General features: G+C 65.6%; 15 protein-coding genes and 1 tRNA gene. 12 read left to right on the top strand and 4 right to left on the bottom strand.

Translation table 11 applies throughout. From position 1 onward, the window contains the following. Positions 1 to 225 precede the first annotated feature (225 nt). On the top strand, positions 226 to 1,923 hold the full coding sequence (locus VGL40_11825; GenBank protein HEY3315950.1) for a long-chain fatty acid--CoA ligase: 1,698 nt from the start codon (positions 226 to 228) through the stop codon (positions 1,921 to 1,923). A gap of 99 nt (positions 1,924 to 2,022) precedes the next feature. Here VGL40_11825 and VGL40_11820 read toward each other — a convergent pair whose 3' ends face one another. Beyond that, positions 2,023 to 2,682 (bottom strand): transglycosylase SLT domain-containing protein, encoded by a 660-nt coding sequence (locus tag VGL40_11820; GenBank protein HEY3315949.1) that lies wholly within the window; start codon positions 2,680 to 2,682, stop codon positions 2,023 to 2,025. Positions 2,683 to 2,722: 40 nt separating this feature from the next. Here VGL40_11820 and VGL40_11815 point away from each other — a divergent pair, with 40 nt between their 5' ends. Continuing rightward, positions 2,723 to 2,983, top strand: a complete 261-nt coding sequence (locus VGL40_11815; protein HEY3315948.1) for a hypothetical protein — start codon at positions 2,723 to 2,725, stop codon at positions 2,981 to 2,983. Positions 2,984 to 3,159: 176 nt separating this feature from the next. Then, on the top strand, positions 3,160 to 3,603 hold the full coding sequence (locus VGL40_11810; GenBank protein HEY3315947.1) for a hypothetical protein: 444 nt from the start codon (positions 3,160 to 3,162) through the stop codon (positions 3,601 to 3,603). A 105-nt stretch (positions 3,604 to 3,708) separates the two neighbouring features. Here VGL40_11810 and VGL40_11805 read toward each other — a convergent pair whose 3' ends face one another. The 3 genes from VGL40_11805 to asnB all read right to left on the bottom strand — a co-directional run bounded on the left by VGL40_11805 (position 3,709) and on the right by asnB (position 8,736). After that, complete coding sequence (locus VGL40_11805; protein HEY3315946.1) at positions 3,709 to 5,181, bottom strand: sigma-E factor regulatory protein RseB domain-containing protein; 1,473 nt, start codon at positions 5,179 to 5,181, stop codon at positions 3,709 to 3,711. Beyond that, complete coding sequence (locus VGL40_11800) at positions 5,178 to 5,729, bottom strand: sigma-70 family RNA polymerase sigma factor (protein HEY3315945.1); 552 nt, start codon at positions 5,727 to 5,729, stop codon at positions 5,178 to 5,180. Before VGL40_11800 ends, VGL40_11805 begins: the two co-directional genes overlap by 4 nt. Before the next feature lie 256 nt (positions 5,730 to 5,985). After that, the gene (gene asnB / locus VGL40_11795) at positions 5,986 to 8,736 is read right to left on the bottom strand and encodes an asparagine synthase (glutamine-hydrolyzing) (protein HEY3315944.1); all 2,751 of its coding nucleotides are present in this window, start codon (positions 8,734 to 8,736) and stop codon (positions 5,986 to 5,988) included. A 294-nt stretch (positions 8,737 to 9,030) separates the two neighbouring features. Between asnB and VGL40_11790 the strand changes: the two genes are divergently transcribed. The 9 genes from VGL40_11790 (at position 9,031) to VGL40_11750 (ending at position 16,566) form a co-directional block, all read left to right on the top strand. After that, the gene (locus VGL40_11790; protein HEY3315943.1) at positions 9,031 to 9,795 is read left to right on the top strand and encodes an ATP-binding cassette domain-containing protein; all 765 of its coding nucleotides are present in this window, start codon (positions 9,031 to 9,033) and stop codon (positions 9,793 to 9,795) included. Positions 9,796 to 9,910: 115 nt separating this feature from the next. Continuing rightward, positions 9,911 to 10,621, top strand: coding sequence for a GTP-binding protein (locus tag VGL40_11785; protein ID HEY3315942.1), 711 nt, complete (start codon positions 9,911 to 9,913; stop codon positions 10,619 to 10,621). Position 10,622: 1 nt separating this feature from the next. Next, positions 10,623 to 11,333, top strand: a complete 711-nt coding sequence (locus tag VGL40_11780) for a (Fe-S)-binding protein (protein ID HEY3315941.1) — start codon at positions 10,623 to 10,625, stop codon at positions 11,331 to 11,333. Positions 11,334 to 11,604: 271 nt separating this feature from the next. After that, complete coding sequence (locus VGL40_11775) at positions 11,605 to 12,078, top strand: hypothetical protein (protein ID HEY3315940.1); 474 nt, start codon at positions 11,605 to 11,607, stop codon at positions 12,076 to 12,078. A 203-nt stretch (positions 12,079 to 12,281) separates the two neighbouring features. Continuing rightward, positions 12,282 to 14,165 (top strand): FtsX-like permease family protein, encoded by a 1,884-nt coding sequence (locus VGL40_11770; protein ID HEY3315939.1) that lies wholly within the window; start codon positions 12,282 to 12,284, stop codon positions 14,163 to 14,165. Between the two features lie 72 nt (positions 14,166 to 14,237). Beyond that, positions 14,238 to 14,927, top strand: a complete 690-nt coding sequence (locus VGL40_11765; protein HEY3315938.1) for an ABC transporter ATP-binding protein — start codon at positions 14,238 to 14,240, stop codon at positions 14,925 to 14,927. A 26-nt stretch (positions 14,928 to 14,953) separates the two neighbouring features. After that, positions 14,954 to 15,025, top strand: a tRNA-Asn gene (locus VGL40_11760). Between the two features lie 87 nt (positions 15,026 to 15,112). Further along, positions 15,113 to 15,727, top strand: coding sequence for a DinB family protein (locus VGL40_11755; protein HEY3315937.1), 615 nt, complete (start codon positions 15,113 to 15,115; stop codon positions 15,725 to 15,727). A gap of 74 nt (positions 15,728 to 15,801) precedes the next feature. Continuing rightward, a complete protein-coding gene (locus tag VGL40_11750) occupies positions 15,802 to 16,566 on the top strand; it encodes a creatininase family protein (protein HEY3315936.1) in 765 nt (254 codons plus the stop codon). The last annotated feature ends 294 nt before the right edge of the window (positions 16,567 to 16,860 follow it).

The raw sequence follows: 16,860 nt of genomic DNA, 5'->3' as shown, positions 1-16,860 counted from the left end.
CCCCAGAGATGACAACTGTTCAAGGCTCAAGTGAATGAGTTACCACTGCTTAGTAGAATCTGTAGCCCGGCGGGGACATCCCCTGCCGGGCTTTTGCCTGCCATGGTCGGGGCCTTTTCCTGTCTTTATGACAAACTCCGCAATCCGCTCCTATTACCAGCAGGATTCCGGCCCCAACATTCGTAATATTATGAACCGGAAGATAAATCGGGGAGGTTGGTTCGGGTGGAAGCAAGAGTCTGGCACAAGAGCTATGAACCAGAGGTCCGGCCCTCCATCGACTACCCCCAAGTACCGGTCTACCAGTTCGTCTACGATTCGGCGTCCAAAAGACCGGACGGGACCGCCATCATCTTCTTCAATCGTAAGTTCACCTACCGCTGGCTGAAGGACCAGGTCGACAAATTCGCCACGGCGATGACCGCGATGGGGGTCAAGAAGGGTGACCGGGTGGCGATCATGCTGCCCAATTGCCCGCAGGTGGTCATCGCTTACTACGGGGCCCTGCGGGCGGGGGCCACCGTGGTCCTGACCAACCCGATGTATGTTGACCGCGAGCTGGAGTTCCAGATGAACGACTCGGGCGCCGAGACCATCGTCATCCTCGATCACCTCTGGCCGAGGCTGGACAAGGTCAGGGCGAAGACGCCTTTGAAACGACTGATCATCGCCGGGATGGCCGAGTACATGCCCTTTCCGCTGAGCGCGCTCTACCCGATCAAGGCCCGCCGCGACAAGCTGGTCGTCGGCGTCCAGCCGGGGAGCGGGGCGATTGCCTTCAAGGACCTCGTGGCCAAGTACGCCGCGGCGCCGTCGGCGGTCACCCACGATCTCGGCGGGGACGCGGCCGTCCTGCAGTACACCGGGGGCACCACGGGCACCGCCAAGGGGGCCGTCCTGACCCACAAGAACCTGGTCGCCAACGTCATGCAGTGCCGCGAGTGGTTCCATAAGTCCCGCTGGGGTGAGGAGGTCATGGTCGGGGCCCTGCCCTTGTTCCACTCCTACGGGATGACCTCGGTCATGAACATGGCCACCTTCCTGGGTTCGTCGATGATCCTCCTGCCGCGGTTCGTGGTCAAGGACGTCCTCGAGAACATCCAGCGGCACAAGGCGACCATCTTCTGCGGCGCCCCCACGATGTACGTGGCCTGCAACAACTATCCCGAGATAAAGAAGTACAACCTGAAGTCGATCGAGTCGTGCATCAGCGGGTCGGCCGCCCTGATGGCCGAGACGCAGAACAAGTTCCAGGAGATCACCCAGGGCAAGCTGGTCGAGGGCTACGGACTGTCGGAGTCGACCCCGGTCACCCACGCCAACCCCATCTGGGGCAAGGGCAGGATCGGCTCCATCGGCCTGCCCGTCCCGGACACCGACGCGAAGATCGTCGACCTCGAGACCGGCCAACGCGACCTGCCTCCCGGCGAGGTCGGCGAGCTAGTCATCAAGGGCCCGCAGGTGATGAAGGGCTACTGGAACCGGTCCGACGAGACGGCCAAGACCCTCCGCGACGGCTGGCTCTACACCGGCGACATCGCCAAGATGGACGAAGAGGGCTACTTCTACGTCGTCGACCGCAAGAAGGACATGATCATCGCCGGCGGCTTCAACATCTACCCGCGGGATGTCGAGGAGATCCTCTTCGAGCACCCGAAGGTCCTCGAGGCAGCCGTGGCCGGCGTCCCCGACCCCTACCGCGGCGAGACGGTCAAGGCCTACGTAATCCTGAAGCCAGGGGAAACGGCCACCCCGGAGGAGATCATCCAGTTCTGCCGCGACCACATGGCCGCCTTCAAGGCCCCGCGCCAGGTCGAGTTCCGCACCTCCCTGCCGAAGACCATCGTCGGCAAGGTCCTCCGCCGCGTCCTGGTTGAAGAGGAGAAGGTCAAGCTGGCCAAGGAAGGGGAAGGGATCGCCTGAGGGGGGTAGCCTGAGAGCCTGCACCGCGTCGGCCGATGCCGAGAAGGCCCGGATGTTGTCCGGGCCTTGCTTTTCGGGTGAGCGGCCCCAATCGGTCGCCTAGTTCCCGCCGCCGGCCGCTGGTTGGATGCGGATTTCCTCCCCTGAGATCGTCCGGCTCGCTCCCTGCCGCGCGAACCGAAAGACCTCGTTGGCGTACAGCGTCCGCACATAGTCGCTGCCGAAGCACCCATAGGCTTTGATCGTCTGGTACCAGTCATCGAGGTCGGCCGAAGGACGGGCGCCGTTGGCTGTCCGCTCATCGAGATCGCGCAACACGGCGGCCGCCCCGTAGATGTTCTCTACCGGGTTGGTCATCAGCGTTTCCTCGCTGAGACCGAGCAGCCTGGCGGCCCTGGTCAGGGTGGCCCCGCGCCGCAGGCCCATCAGGCCGTATCGCCCATCGATGCTCGGGGATGACCCACTGCGGTGCCACCACCTGGACTCGGCGTAGGAGACGGCTTTGAGGAGGTCCACCGGGACCTCGTACCGGGCCCCGGCGGTGGCGAAGGCCTGGTTCAGTGGCCCGGAGCTAAGGGCCGAAGTCAGACGGGCGCCGACCGCCCGAAGTTCCTCTTTGGTCGCGGAGAGTTCTCCTTCGAGCCGTTCGACCTGGGCCGCGAGGCGCCCGTTGATCGAACCTTGAACCAACAGCGATCCGCCGAGGCTGAGGATCAGCACCAGGGCCAGGGCGCCGGCTGCCGACGGGGATTTGTCCACGAACGTCACCCCCCCTCCTTGGACGGAGGGCGGCTGGCGATTGTTCTCCGCAGGCACCGAGCGCGCCCGTCCCGTGGCCACCGGGAGGGTCTCTTTCGGCAAGGCCTCCTGGGCCCAGGTGGTGGCCTCGTCCCTGGTTACCGCCGACGGCTTCTCGGTCGGCTTCGCCCCCCGGCCCGGCCAGGTCCTGGCCGGCGGTCACTGCCTACCGCAGGTCGGCAGCACCTATGATGACAGGGTCGATGGGCACTGGAGCCGCCGACATCGTCGGTTGCGTAGCTCTTTCAAAGCCGACAAGTAGGCGGGAGGCGTTCGGCCCTGCCGACCCGGACGTCGCCGCCGTGTCGACTCTTGGCGAACCGCGTCGTCAGATTCCGCTCAAGTCCTCAGCCGCCCTGGACGACTATTGGGATGGGAGCAATTGACAAGCCCCAGCCCAGACGCCGCACCGGGGGGCGTCTCGGGGAAGGAGCCGGCGTGAGCGAGGCGACCATCAGCGCTGTGACTATCAACGAGGCAAGCCTTATCGCTGCCCAAATCCAGATGTCCGTGCAGAATATCAAGGCGGGAACGCCCCGCGTCTTTGGCGACTGGTTCGGAAAGCCCGTCGAGGACCGGCGGATCATCGTCGGAGCGGCGGCCAGCGGCAGTTGCCTGACCCTCCGGCTGGATGCCGGAGAGACGATCAGGATCTGGCACCCGATTGGCCTGGAGTGCAGCCGAGAGGCCTTCGCCATCTCGTCGGCCACCCGGGTCGTCCTGGAATGGCCACCGGCGAGTCCGGTCGCCGAGATCCCACAGGTGCCCTGCTTCCGGGAATATACCGTCCGCCCTTCCGGCATCGAAGCGACGACCAATGTTGACCGGTTCACCGTCCGCCTGCAGCCAAAGGTGGGGTATCCGGCCATCGAATTGAGTTAGTTCGATTGTCGACTTGGAGGTGACCTCGAAAGAGCATAGTCCGAGTCAAGAAGTCGGTTCAGTGGGAGAAGGTCGAGGCCCCCAGGGATGGGGGCCTCGCCTCTTCTACCGCTTGTCGTAGCCGACCACCGACCAGATGCCGGTCTCATCTTGGCGGACCAGGCGCTTGAGGTAGACCCGCTCGACGGAACCCTCGCCCACCTCGACCACGGCGACGAGGCCGTTGTTCGAATTGACTCGGAAGGTCCGCGGCCCGGGCCCGCCGGAACCCGCCGGCGCGGTCTGGTCCACGAAGGCCGCGGCCACCTGCATCGGGTCGAGCCACCACGGGCTGTGCCCGCCGTCCACCTGCTGCTGCTGCGCCTTAACCATCATCAGGTCGACCGGCACCTTGACCTCGGCCTGCTCGGCCGGGTCGGCGCCGACGTCGGGGAGGGCCAGGTCGGCCGTCACCTGAGCGGCCAGTTCAGCCCGGCGCGGGCCCTTGACGGCGATCTCCAGACCATCCTGTCGCCAGCGCAACCGGTCGAACCACACCTCGAGCGGCCCGCCCGCGGCCTTGCCGGTGGCGCTGTTGGCGACGAGATCGAAGGCCCCGGCGGCCTTGCTTTCGGTGATCGTCGTCTGGCCATAATCGAGGACGATCCGATCCTTGAAGGCGACAATCCGCTCCGGGCCCTCGGCCGGGAGCAGCGGGTTGAAACCGGCCACGGCCGCGGCTTCTCTCGGCGTGGCCACCACGCGGCCGGGGTCGCCGTCCACCACCTGATACCCTTGCTTCTCGAGGGCCGTCCGGTCGTACACGAAGACCGATGGATCGGCGATTTCACCGGTTTCGAAGCTGACGAAGGTGTAGGTGGTCTGAATGGCGTTCTGCATCGCCGTCCGCAGGCGCAGGGGGAGCTTGGTCTGAACATCGATCCAAAGGTCGTAAGCCTGGCCCCCCGGCGGCTCGATGACGATGTGGGAAGCCTCGCGGCCGGCCACCGTCTCCACCCCGACCGACTTGTGCGGGTACTCCAGGGCCCGCCCGGCCTCGTCCTTCAGATCGAAGGAGCCGTCGGCGCCCGGGCCGACCAGGGGCAGCAGGACCACTAGGCGATCCTCCGGGCGGGCCTGCCAATGCACGTCTCCGTTATTGACCGTCAAGGTCCCGTCGTCGAGGCGGAAGGCCTGCTTTCTCCCGTCCGACCAGAGCTCGACCCGACGGGTGAAGACCGTCTGGCCCCCGGCGTTGGTCGTCCGCATCTCGAGCGCTCCATGGTAGCTGGTAAGCTTGGAGACGACCCGTTCCATGGCCTGGACGACGTCGGCCCGCGGGGAGCCGGGCCAGGGCACGGCGATCAGGGCGGCGGCGAGGCAGGCGGCGGCAAGGCCGATGCCCAGGCGGGTCAGGAACCGGCGCAGGCCGGGCCGGCCGGGGACGTGGCGCGGTTCGGCCTGGGGCCGCAGCGACCGCACCGCTCTGACCACGGCGGCCATTTCGGCCAGGTCCGGGTCGCCGCCGAGTGGCGGGGATTTCTCTTCATTCATCGCCTCGATCAGGCGATCCAATTCTTCTTCGGCAGAAGCCTTCAACGTGTCTCCTCCTCGATGGGTTCGCGGATGAGCCTCCGCAGGGTCTGGACGGCCCGGTATTGCAGGTCGCGGACCGCGTCTTCACTGATTCCCAGCCGCCCGGCCGTCTCGACGCGGGAATAGCCCTCGACGATCCTCAGGCGGATGACGGTTTGTTGCTCTTTGGGGAGCCGGTTCAGGAGACCCTCCATCCAGGCCCGTTCCACGGCCCCCTCGGGGTCGTCGCCGCCGGCGCCGCCCAATCGTTCGAGCCAGACTTGTTCGAGAGGGACCTCCTGGCCGCAGGTTCTCCGCCTCCGCCAACGGTCTCGGATGACGTTGAGGGCGACGGTCTGAAGGTACCAGCGGGAGGGAGGTTCGCCCGTCCCCCGGGCGAAGGCCCGAGAATAGGCCTCCTGGGTGATGTCCTCGGCTTCCTCGCGGTTCTGGACCCGGCGATAGACGTACCGGTACAGCTCCCGCCAGGCTTGGCGGTAGGCGTCTTGGAAGACCGCTCGAACCCGTGGAAGGTCCTTTCGTGACCGTGATTCCTTGGTTGAGGGCGTCATTTGAGTCACAGCGCTGTGTTCACCTCGACAATACAGTAAGACGACGGACGACGCCAAAGGTCACGGCGCGGGGCGGTGAAAAGCGAGGGCCCGGGGAATGAGCGAATAACCGAAAGGGCCCGGGCGATAGCCTGCCCGGGCCCAATCCTTCGACAGTCGAGTCATCCGTGCCTTTCTACTTGCCGCCGCAGCCCGCCGCCCGCATCACCGGGTCGCTCATCATCGCCTGACCTCAAGACTTGGCTTGGCCCCGAGTTCAGGCCACGGCCGCCAGGCGCCCCACCTCGCGCAGGATGGCGATGGGCGTCTGTTGGTGGCCCTGGCCGAGCGGGTTGTCCCGCATCAAGGTCTCGACCAGTCTCGGGTCGACCCCGGCCGCGTGACCGAGGACGTCGGCGGTGAGGTCGCTGGCGTCGATGATGGCCACCCCAACCTGCGGGCCGATGGCCGCCGCCAGCTTCGCCGCGACGTCCATGGGGTCCTTCGGTCCGAGCTTGGCCTGGCGATTGTACGGTGGCAGGGTCCCGGGGGTCGGGCCGTCGATGGCCTCGACCGTCGGACCGGCGATCTTGTAGAAGATCCCGCGGCGGCCGAAGACCCTGGCGACGGCGGAGACCGCCGTGGCCAGAAGGATCCTGGGCGCGCCGGCCTCGTTCAAAGCCAACTGCATGGTCTGGGGGATGCCCAGGCCGATGCCGTGCGGCGTCTTGGTGACCGCCTTGGAGAGGGCCTTGGCCAGCCAGGTCACTTCGATCTCCTCGATCGGGAAGGACCGGCCCTGGCTGATGGCCACGGGCTTCTCGGCGATCACGACGATGTCGCCCGGCTGCACGTGACGGCCGACGGACTCCTTGAAGAAGGCGACCAGGTCGTCGCCGGACTTAACGATGCCGGTCTTGACCGGCAGGCGGGCGTAGACCCGTCCGCCGACGGCGGCGAAGAGGTGCTTGCCGGCGTTGGGGCGATAGGTCTCGGCCAGCCGGGCGGCCTCGCCGGTGCCGGTCAGCCTGACGGCCAGCCGGTCGCCGAGGTCGGCCAGGCGCCCCCGGGTGGGGCTGGTCTCGGCCGTCGCCGCCACCGCCGCCACGGCTTCGGCGGCCTCATCGAGCGCGGCCTGATTGGGCGCGGTCCGGGCGGCGCCGGCCCCAGGCTCGGCCGCGATGAGCTCGTCGACCGCCCGGGCGTCGATAAATTCGCGCAGCCACAACTCGACGTTGATGACCCGCCAGAAGAACATGGAGAAGTCGATCTTACCCCGGTTGGCGGCCAGGAAGGCGCGGGCCACCGCTTCGCCGTCCCAGTAGGGTCGGTTGGCGAAGGACGGCGACCGAAGAAGGCTGGTGAAGGCGGCCCGCCGGGCCTTGATCCAACGGATCTCGGGGGTCGTGAACCCGACCTTCCAGCGGCGTCGCCGGATCTTCTCGGGGAGCACGCCCTTCAGCCCGGTGCGCAGGATCCAGCGGCTCCAGCCGTCGCGGATGATGACGTCGGACGGCAGCCGGAGGATCCACTCGACGAGTTCCTGGTCCAGGTAAGGCACGCGGGACTCGAGCGAGTGGGCCATCGAGTTCTTGTCCTCGTAGCGCAGCAGGCACGGCAGGCTGTAGGTGGTCAGGTCCTGGAGCAGACGGAGCTTCAGGTTGTTCCGCGAGCGGGTGTAGCCCGGGTCGACGACCCGGTCGGTGAACTCCTTGCGCAGCAGGCTGCGCAGGGGGAAGCCCTTCCGGCGATCGCGCAGCCGCCGGGTGAGGAGCGGCTTGAGGACATCCCTGGCCGCCCAGACTTCGCGGAGGAATCTCCCGTACTTCCTTTCCTTCCAAAGCTGAGCCAGGTAGACGTACTGATAGGGGACGTATCCGGCGAGCAGTTCGTCGCCGCCCTGCCCGTCGAGGAGGACGGTGACCTGCTTCCGTGCCTCGCGCATGACGCACCACTGGGCGTAAGGCCCGGTGCTGATGAGGGGCTCCTCCTGATGCCAGATGAAGTCGCGGAGCTCCTCGACGAAGTCCTCCGAGGTCGGACGGATGTAGGTGGTGTCGGCGCCGGTGGCCTTGACGGCTTCGGCGATGTAGTCCCGCTCATCAATGGGATCGTTGTCGAAGACGGCGGAGAACGTCTTCAGCTGCCCGCGCAACGAGGCCGCGTCGGGCGTCTGGGACTTCAAAAGGCCGCTCATGAAGCTGACGATGGACGTCGAGTCGAGGCCGCCGGACAGGCACGAGCCGACCGGCACTTCGGCCACCAAGCGGCGCTCCACGGTCTTCTCGAAGAGCCGGCGGAACTCGTCGGGGTCGGCCGAGCCGTCCTCGCTGAGCTCTGGCGTCCAATAGGTGACGGCCCGCGCAGCCAGGCCCTCTCCGTCCGACAGAGCGGCCATGGCCGCCCCGTCGATCTCGGCGTAGGTCGCCGGCATCAGGTGATAGATGCCCTCGAAGAAGGTCTCTGGCTTGTGGTCGTGGAGACCGTGGACAAGGTACTCGTAGACCATCTGGTCGTTCGGTCGGGATGGCGCCGAGGGATCCTGAAGAAGGGCCTTGATCTCCGAGGCGAAGAGGAGCCGGCCGCCGGCGATGGTGTAGTACAGGGGTTTGATCCCGAAGTGGTCGCGGGCCAGGATCAGCCGGTTCCGGCGGAGGTCGGCCAGGACCACCGCCCACATGCCGTTGAAGCCCTTGAAGCAGTCGGGGCCGTATTCTTCATAGGCGTGGACGATGACCTCGCTGTCGCTGTTGGTCTTGAAGACATGACCACGCTCGACCAGCTCGGCCCGCAATTCGCGGTAATTGTAGACCTCGCCGTTATAGACCAACCAAACCGTCTCATCCTCGTTGGCCAGCGGCTGATGGCCGGTGGCCAGGTCGATGATGGACAGCCGGCGATGACCCAGGCTGATCCAGGGCAGCTCGAGCGAACCGACGTCGTCCGGCCCGCGGTGGACGAGGACCTTGCCCATTCGGTTCAATAGGCCACTATTTGGCTGACCAAGAAAGCCGTAGATTCCACACATCGCTGACACCTCCGAAACAATGCAAAGAAAAAGATGAGCCTCAACCAAATTACTTTATCACATCGGCCTTTACATAACAAACGTCAGAACTAACCCAGGCTGCCGCCGCGTTCCGACCGCCTTGGCCGGCGAGGCATCTGCAGTCATATTGACGTTCGAGGTTGAGGCGACGTTCCCTGCCGACTCGAAGGTTCCGCGGGCCCCGATCCCTAGGCATCCGTCCCGTTTTTCGCACCCCCGGGACTAAGGCTTCATAAGTTGGAACTAAAAAATGACATAACGGGAGTGATTCCAATGCTTCAGGAGCTCAGCATTCTTCCCGGGACCACCAAGGATGGTCGCCGGGAAAATTTTTCGCGTCTGGACCTGCGAGTTGGCGAGATCGTCTCCATCGTCGGGCCGACCGGCAGCGGCAAGACGGCCTTCATCACCGACATCGAGCTCCTGGCCCAGAAGGATACGGCCACCGGCCGTCAGGTCCTCATCGACGGGGGGGTCCCCGACGAGGATTGGCGGCAGGACCCGGCCCGCAAGCCCGTGGCGATGATCACCCAGAACACCAAGTGCTTCACCGACCTCACGGTCAAGGACTTCCTGGCGACCCACGCTCGGGCCCGCAGATTGCCATTGGATGGCCTCATCGATGAGACGATCGACCTGGCCAACCAGTTCACCGGCGAGAAGATCGGGCCGATGATGCGGATCACCACCCTGTCCGGCGGGCAGACCCGGTCCCTGATGATCGCCGACGCCCTTCACATCTGCGCGGCCCCGGTCATCCTCCTCGACGAGATCGAGAACGCCGGGATCTTCAAGCAAGAGGTCGTCGACACGGTCCGTCGGGCCAACAAGATGATCGTCTTCGTCACCCACGACCCGGTCATCGCCATCCTGACCCATAAGCGAATCGTCTTCGCCAACGGAGGTGTGGTCAAGATCCTTGAACGTGACGACGCCGAGCGACCGGCCGCCGAGACGCTGATATCCTTGGACCGGCGGCTGATTGCCGCCCGCGAGAAACTGCGCGCCGGCCTATCGCTCTGCAACGAGGTCATCTAGAACTGAATAGCGACCCAGCCGGTCCGGTGCGAGCCAGGTCGGACCCCCGGCCCCCGGGGTCCGACCGTTCTCACCGGCCGATTGAACTCAATCCCCGAGTAAGGAAGGTGTCGACGTGCAATTGCTGATCGTCGCCGGGCCGCCGTCGGCCGGCAAGACGGCCCTCTTGAAGCAGGTCACCGCCCGCTTCCACAAGCAGCGCCGCCTGGCTTTCCTCAAGATCGACGTGGTCAAGGCCTTTGAAGATGAAGAGCTGGCGGCGGAGTTCGGCATCCTGACCTCCAAGATCTACTCCGGCGACCTCTGTCCAGACCACGCCGGGGTGATGGTCCTGGGTGATGCGATCGAATGGGCCCAGAGGAATCAGGCCGACCTGCTCATGGTCGAGAGCGCGGGGCTCTGCCTACGCTGCACGCCATACCTGAACCAGGGGCTCGGAATCATCATCCTGTCGGCCATCTCCGGCATCCAGAGCCCGCTGAAGATGGGGTCCATGGTCAGCCTGGCCGACATCGCCGTGGTCACCAAGATCGATCTCGTCGGCCAAGCCGAGCGGGAAGTCTTTCTGCAGAAGATCCGCGAGGTTCACCCGAGCATCCGCATCTTCGAGACCAACGCCCTCCAGGGCACGTCCCTCCAAAAGCTCTACGATCTCATCGCCCAGTCGCCGGACATTGACCCCAAGGGCCTGTTGTTGCGAGGCGTGCCGCCCCTCGGCACCTGCACCCTCTGCGTCGGCAAGAAAGAGATCGGCTGGCAACACCACTTCGGCGTGGTCCGCCGGCTCGACGGCGCGGCCGCCGAGTACCTCTTCAGGGGCGAATGAGATGGAAGTCGAAAAGGGCCGCGAAAAGGACCAAAAGGATCGCGACGGGGTCCGCGAAAGGGACCGCGCCCTCGACGCCCACTGGACCCCGCCCGGAAAGGACTGCGGCCTCTGCGGCGCCCGCAACTGCGAGGAGTTCCGCGGCCTGCTGGCCACGGGCGAGCGGGCCGTCGATGATTGCGCCTTCTACGAGGCTCAGGCACCCGTGGCCGACATCTCCACCGTCTGCGCCACCGACACCACCGACGTCCTCGGCAACGCCTGGGACTTTGTCCTGGGACCGCTGCCCGGGGAGCCGTCGGCCCGGAAGGTCGTCCTGCCGTTCCGCGGGGACCTGGTCGAGAAGTGGGGGATCACCCGAGGCGACATCGTCCTTGGGCGGCCCTTCGGGGCCGGTTGCCCCGTCCAGCATGTGCTTAAGGTCATCGAGGCCGACCCGGTCACCGGCGTCCTCGAGACCTGGTGCGTCGGACCGGCCTTCGCCCGCGGCCGCCCGGTCAAGGATGTCGGCGGTTACCACATGCTGGGCTTCGTCGGCATGGCGACAAGGCAGCGACGGGCGCCCATGTTCGGCGTCCGGCACACCTTCCTGCCCGGCTTCTGCATGATGCACCTGAACCACACCGGGCTCGTCAACATGATGTTGCGGAAAGAGGCGGGGCTGCAGGTCCGGCTGGAGGACATCCGGATCCTGGCCGGGGTGCCGGGGTAGGGGATGGCGGGCGTCGGCGGTCACGGTTGGCTGACGGCGTTTCACCCCGGCCAGAAGGAAAAGGGCCAGCCTTGTGGAAGACAATGGCAATGGTCAAGTCCGCACCGGTCTGACGACCGGGTGATGTAGTTGAAACGAACCAGGGGAGACAGCCGAATGGCCGGTCTCCCTTTTGCGTCTGGCCGGTCGGAGCGGAGTGTGGCGCGAACGGGGAGGGCTGGTTATGGAGCCTCGGAGCCGATGGCCCCGCCTCCGGGTGGACAGCCGCCAAATGCTTCTGTTCCTGGGTCTGCTTCTGGTCAGTGTGGCCTTCGGGCTCTTCCTTTCCAGCTCGAGGAGCCTGACGGCCACCGCCGTGGCCGACCTGGATCAACAGTGGCGGACCAGCTATGACCTCCTGATCCTGCCGACCGAGGCGCAGATGCCGGTGGCTCAGGGGAAGGTCAGGCCCAACGCCCTGACCGGTTGGTGCGGCGGGATCACCTTCACCCAGTGGGAAGCCATCAAGGACATCCCCGGCGTGGAGATTGCCGCGCCGATAGCGGTTTTGGGGAGGGTGTGGGGGTCGTTGCCGCGCCTACCCTCGACAGACAGCCCAGTCGTGAGCGAGCCCGGCCTGTACCGGGTCACTCAGAGCGGCGAAACCCTCGGTTCAATCTGGTCCAATGTGGGCTCCTATACCTCCTATACGCTCATGTTCCGTAGCCTCGGCGATCCGCAACGGGACCTCGACCTGTCCCAATAGGTCGGAATCCTTAGCGGTGGAAGCCTCGCTCCGAGATCAATGCCCTTTTCGAAGTGGGATTATGTTTGGCCCTCATTTGAGCGTTTGCTGGCGGCGATCGACCCCGACATGGAGGACGGCCTGCTGGGGCTAAAGCGCGCGTTCCAAACCGGCTGGCTTGACTCCGGCTCGTCCCGGGAATTGTCGATGCCTCCAAGTACTTTGTGACGCAGAAGGGCCAGGCCTTTGAGATACCCGTCGCTCTCAACCTGCACGGGTACGTCCAGATAGAAACGGACTCCACCGTTCAACGCCTGAACCTCAAGGGGGCAGACTACTCCAACCCATCGGCGGTGGCTGAGATCATCGGGCAAAAGGGCGGGGTGAAGTACCTTGACTCTTTGCCTGGATCCCAGGTGCTCTCATTGTCCCTAGACCCCAGCGACTACCAGGAGGCGTTCTACCAAGGTCTCAACACGGCCTTTGGCCCGGGGCGTTACACGGCTCTCCTGTTTGCACCCCCCGGATCGGTAGCCTATCAGCCGGCTCCGGACCTGCTTGGCCAGAAGGTTCTCGCCGCTGTGCCGGTAGGCATAAACATCACCGTCCACGAGCCTGTCTTCAGGAAGCCACCGGACAAGCCCACGGAAGCCAACATCCTCTTTAAGCTCACCGGGACTTTCGATATCGAGAAACTCGGCCCGGAGAGTCCCGGAGGCCTGGCCGTACCGGCGGACAACTACGTTCCACCCCTCCTCACCATGACCCACGATGCTGCGGGCCGTCCACTGGCGAAACCGAGGACGTTGCGCCCCAACGGCGACCCATATAGCTACATCCAGGAGCCACCCTTGATGCTGACGACGATGCAGGCGGCCCGCCTCATCGCCGGAGACACAAGCATCTCGTCCGTCCGCGTGCGCGTCGCCGGCATCGATCAGTACTCCCCCGAAGCCCAGCAGAAGCTAGAACGAGTGGCTGCTGAGATCGTCCGGCGGACGGGCCTTCACGTGACCATCACCGCCGGGGCCTCGGCCGAGAAGACCCTCGTCTTCCTACCCGGCTTCGGCAGCGTGCCCGCGGCTGGCTACATTGAGGAGTGGTGGACGAAGGCCGGGGTCAACGTCGAGGTCAGGCAGCGGATCCAGTGGGAGAACCTGGTCTTCTTCCTGATCGTCTTGGCGGTGGCCGGCCTCTACGTTGGCAACACGGCCATGGTGACAACCCTTCAGAAGCAGGGCGAACTCGGGCTGCTGAAGGCCCTGGGGTGGACCGATGGGAGCGTCGCAGGGCGCGTCCTAATGCAATTCTTCGGACCGGCCTTGCTGGCTGGGCTGCTGGGAGTGCTACTATCCCAAGGCGTCGCCTGGGCCGGACACCTGCGTTTGTCCTTCCTCGAGGCGGCGATGGTCCTGCCGGCCAGCCTCCTTGTGGCTCTCTTCGGGATTGCGGCCGGCCTTGGTGTGGCCCGTCGGGCGACCCCTATCCTCGCCCTGAGAAGAGGCGATGTCCGTGTTACCGCCCGTCGCCGTGGGCGGGCCGCAAAAGGCAGCCTCGGCCTCTGGGGCTTGGCCTGGAGCGGGCTGGCCGGGCGCCCCGGGACGACCACGGTGAACGTCATCGTCACCGCCGTGGCCGATGGGTTCCTGATCCTGTTGGTCTCCCTTCTCACCTCGACCAGGGGCTACCTCAGGGGGACGCTCCTCGGCCGGTACATCCTGCTCCACGTCGAGACCTATCACCTGGCTATGGCCGTCGTCGCCCTGATGGTCGCGGCGGTCGCCGCGGCCGATTCGGCCCTCCTGGGCGTCATCCGACGTCGGGCGCAGCTGGGTCTGCTGGCGGCCACCGGATGGACCCCCCCTCACCGCTTTCGGCTGGTCTTGGCTGAGGGCATCATCCTTGGAGTAATGGGCGCTTTTGGCGGGCTGCTCCTCGGAACCGCCTCGACCCTCGCCGTGACCCAGGGCCGCCTGACCCTGTCGAAGGCCCTGGCGTCCGGCGGGCCGTCGGCCGCCGTGCCTCTGATCATCGTTCCGCTGGCCGCCCTCGGCGCGGCTTGGCGAGCATCAAGGCTTGCGCCCGGCCCGGCCCTGCGGGACGAATGACGCCCCCGACCCAAGTACGCCCCAGCCCCGCGGCGCGACTCATCGGCCCCGTTCAGAAGGGAGTGGTCCATGATGGCCGTCCAACCTGCGGTTGTCTCAGCCCGCGGATTGCGCAAAGCCTACCCGAGTGGTGAGGGCCAGGTGCTCGCCGTCGATGCCGTCGACCTGGACATCGGGCAGGGGGATTTCGTCAGCCTGATGGGGCCCTCCGGGTCCGGCAAGTCGACCCTCCTGTACCTCATCGGGACCCTGGAGAAGCCCGACGCCGGCTCGCTATCCCTGGATGGCCGCGATGTGGCCGGGCTCAAACCCAAGTCCCTGGCCGAATTGCGCCGCCGGCTGATCGGCTTCGTCTTTCAGCAGTTCCACCTCATCCCGACCCTGACCGCCCTCGACCACGTGATGGTCCCGCTGGCTCCCTACGCCAAGCGCCGGCCGTTGAGGGAACGGGCTTCATCTCTACTCGCTGCCGTCGGGCTTGAGGGCCGGGCCCACCACCTGCCAAGCCAGCTCTCCGGGGGCGAGCAACAACGGGTGGCCATCGCCAGGGCCCTCATCGCCGAGCCCCGGCTGATTCTGGCCGACGAACCCACCGGGAACCTCGACTCAGCCTCGGGCGAGCAGGTCGTCAAGCTCCTCCTCGACCTCGTCGCCGGCCAGGGGGTGACCCTCATAATCGCTACGCACGATACCGAATTGGCCGGATTGGCCAGCACACGGCTCAGGATGAGAGACGGCCGGCTCGCCTGCATAGCCAGCTGAATCGTGCTATAATGGCTTCTGTGAATTCCTTGGTAGCTCAATGGTAGAGCATCCGGCTGTTAACCGGAGGGTTGTAGGTTCGAGCCCTACCCGAGGAGCGGATAAGCCCGGCGGTCGGTACCTGCGAACGCCGGGCGTTTTGTCACGTGGGTGACACCAATCCGTCCCCCGGGAGGCTGACGATCATGAACGCTGTCGACTTCTTCCTTCGTTTGCACGCCGTGGTCCACTCGAAGCGCGTGGCGACGGCCGAGGGCGGCTGGTCGGCCCTGGAGAGCGTCCTCCGCGACGCGACCGAGGAAGAGCTGCGTGCCACGCCGCTGGGGATGACCTCGATCGTCTGGGCCCTCTGGCACATCGCCCGCATCGAGGACGTCGCCGCCAACGTCATCATCGCCGGGCGCCCGCAGGTGCTCGACGAGGGCGGTTGGGCCGAGCGGATGAGCGTGCCCCGGCGGGACGTGGGCACCGGCATGTCCAAAGACGACATGCGTCGGCTCAGTCGCGACGTGGTTCTTCCCGCCCTCCTGGAATACCGCGACGCCGTCGGCTTACGGACGCGGGAAGTGGCGACGACCATGGCCACGGAGCGATGGGAAGAGACCTACGGACTGCCCGAATCGAGGCGCGTCCTGGATTCCGGAGCCATCATGCCGGGGATGGAGCGGATGGATAAGTTCTGGACCGGCAAGTCGATGTCTTGGTTCCTCTACTGGGTTTGCGCCGAGCACAGCGTGATGCACTTGAGCCGGGCGGACGTCGTTCGCGATCTGCTGAAGTCGAGCCCGCCGGCGGAATAGCGAGAGGCGGTTCCGGGGCCGCTGTCGAAGACCCCCACTATCCGCGAATTGGATAATCGAAGGGAGCGACCGGCTTGACCGATCAAAGACCGTGCCTCTACCTGCACGACATGACCTGGCCCGAAGTCAAGGCCGCTCTCCCGCAGATAAAACTGGCCATCATCCCGGTGGGTTCGACCGAGCAACATGGGCCGCACGCGACGTTCGAGATGGACACGGTCGGGTCGAGGGAGTTCTCGAGGCTGCTGGGCGAGCGGTTGTACCCCAACGCCCTCGTTGCCCCCGTGGTCCCCATGGGCGTCTCCGGCCACCACATGCACTTCCCCGGGACCATCACCCTTCAGCCCGAGACGCTCATCGCCGTGCTGATGGACATGGTCAGAGCGCTGCATGCCCACGGGCTCAGGCGTTTCTTCTTCGCCAACGGGCACGGCGGGAATTGCCCCGTCCTCAGCATCGTGACCCAGAAGATTAGGCACGAGATGAGCTGCCCGGCGGCCTGGGCGACCGTACCGTACGACGCGGTCGACGACCTCTACAAAGAGCACGTCAAATCCCCGGTCAACGGGCACTCCTGCGACGGAGAGGTGTCCGTGATGCTGCACCTCTATCCGCGGGCGATAAGGCGGGAGGCCCTGACACCCGGCAAGATCGTCCAGCCGGTGCAGGAGAAGATCGACAAGTGGCCATGGGCCGCTGAACCCCGGTTCTTCGACGAGGAAACCGAGAACGGGGCCCTCGGCGACGCGACCAAGGCCACTCCCGAGATAGGGAAGCTGCTCGTCGAGGCCGGTTTGGATCGGATCACGGACTACCTCAGGGACTTCATGGAGCGGTAGCGGACCTATGCCCCGGCCTCTCAGCCCAACCCCTGGACGCATAAGGGCAGGCTCTTCTGAGCCTGCCCTTGATGATTTCCGCCCGATCAACCGACCACGGACCTCCGCCGCGATAGGCCCTATACCCGCTGCTTCCCCAACCAATCATGACTCTGCTGATGACCACCGCAGCGGGGATGGTGACGTTGGGCCATGTGGCCATCGACGGCACCAAGATCAAGGCCAACGCCTCCAAGCACAAGGCGATGAGCTACGGCCGGATGCGGAGTGAAGAGGCGCGGCTCAAGGCGGAGA

The organism is Bacillota bacterium (assembly GCA_036504675.1).
Taxonomy (GTDB): Bacteria; Bacillota; Sulfobacillia; order JAJYWN01; family JAJZPE01; genus DASXUT01.
The sequence above is the reverse complement of the archived record's forward strand: the minus strand, read 5'-3'. Positions and strand labels throughout refer to the sequence as shown.

Coding starts and splice junctions, on each gene's coding strand:
- VGL40_11800 (HEY3315945.1), bottom strand. CDS start 5,729: ATGACGCCCTCAACCAAGGAATCACGGTCACGAAAGGACCTTCCACGG.
- asnB (HEY3315944.1), bottom strand. CDS start 8,736: ATGTGTGGAATCTACGGCTTTCTTGGTCAGCCAAATAGTGGCCTATTG.
- VGL40_11790 (HEY3315943.1), top strand. CDS start 9,031: ATGCTTCAGGAGCTCAGCATTCTTCCCGGGACCACCAAGGATGGTCGC.
- VGL40_11780 (HEY3315941.1), top strand. CDS start 10,623: ATGGAAGTCGAAAAGGGCCGCGAAAAGGACCAAAAGGATCGCGACGGG.
- VGL40_11775 (HEY3315940.1), top strand. CDS start 11,605: ATGCTTCTGTTCCTGGGTCTGCTTCTGGTCAGTGTGGCCTTCGGGCTC.
- VGL40_11765 (HEY3315938.1), top strand. CDS start 14,238: ATGGCCGTCCAACCTGCGGTTGTCTCAGCCCGCGGATTGCGCAAAGCC.
- VGL40_11755 (HEY3315937.1), top strand. CDS start 15,113: ATGAACGCTGTCGACTTCTTCCTTCGTTTGCACGCCGTGGTCCACTCG.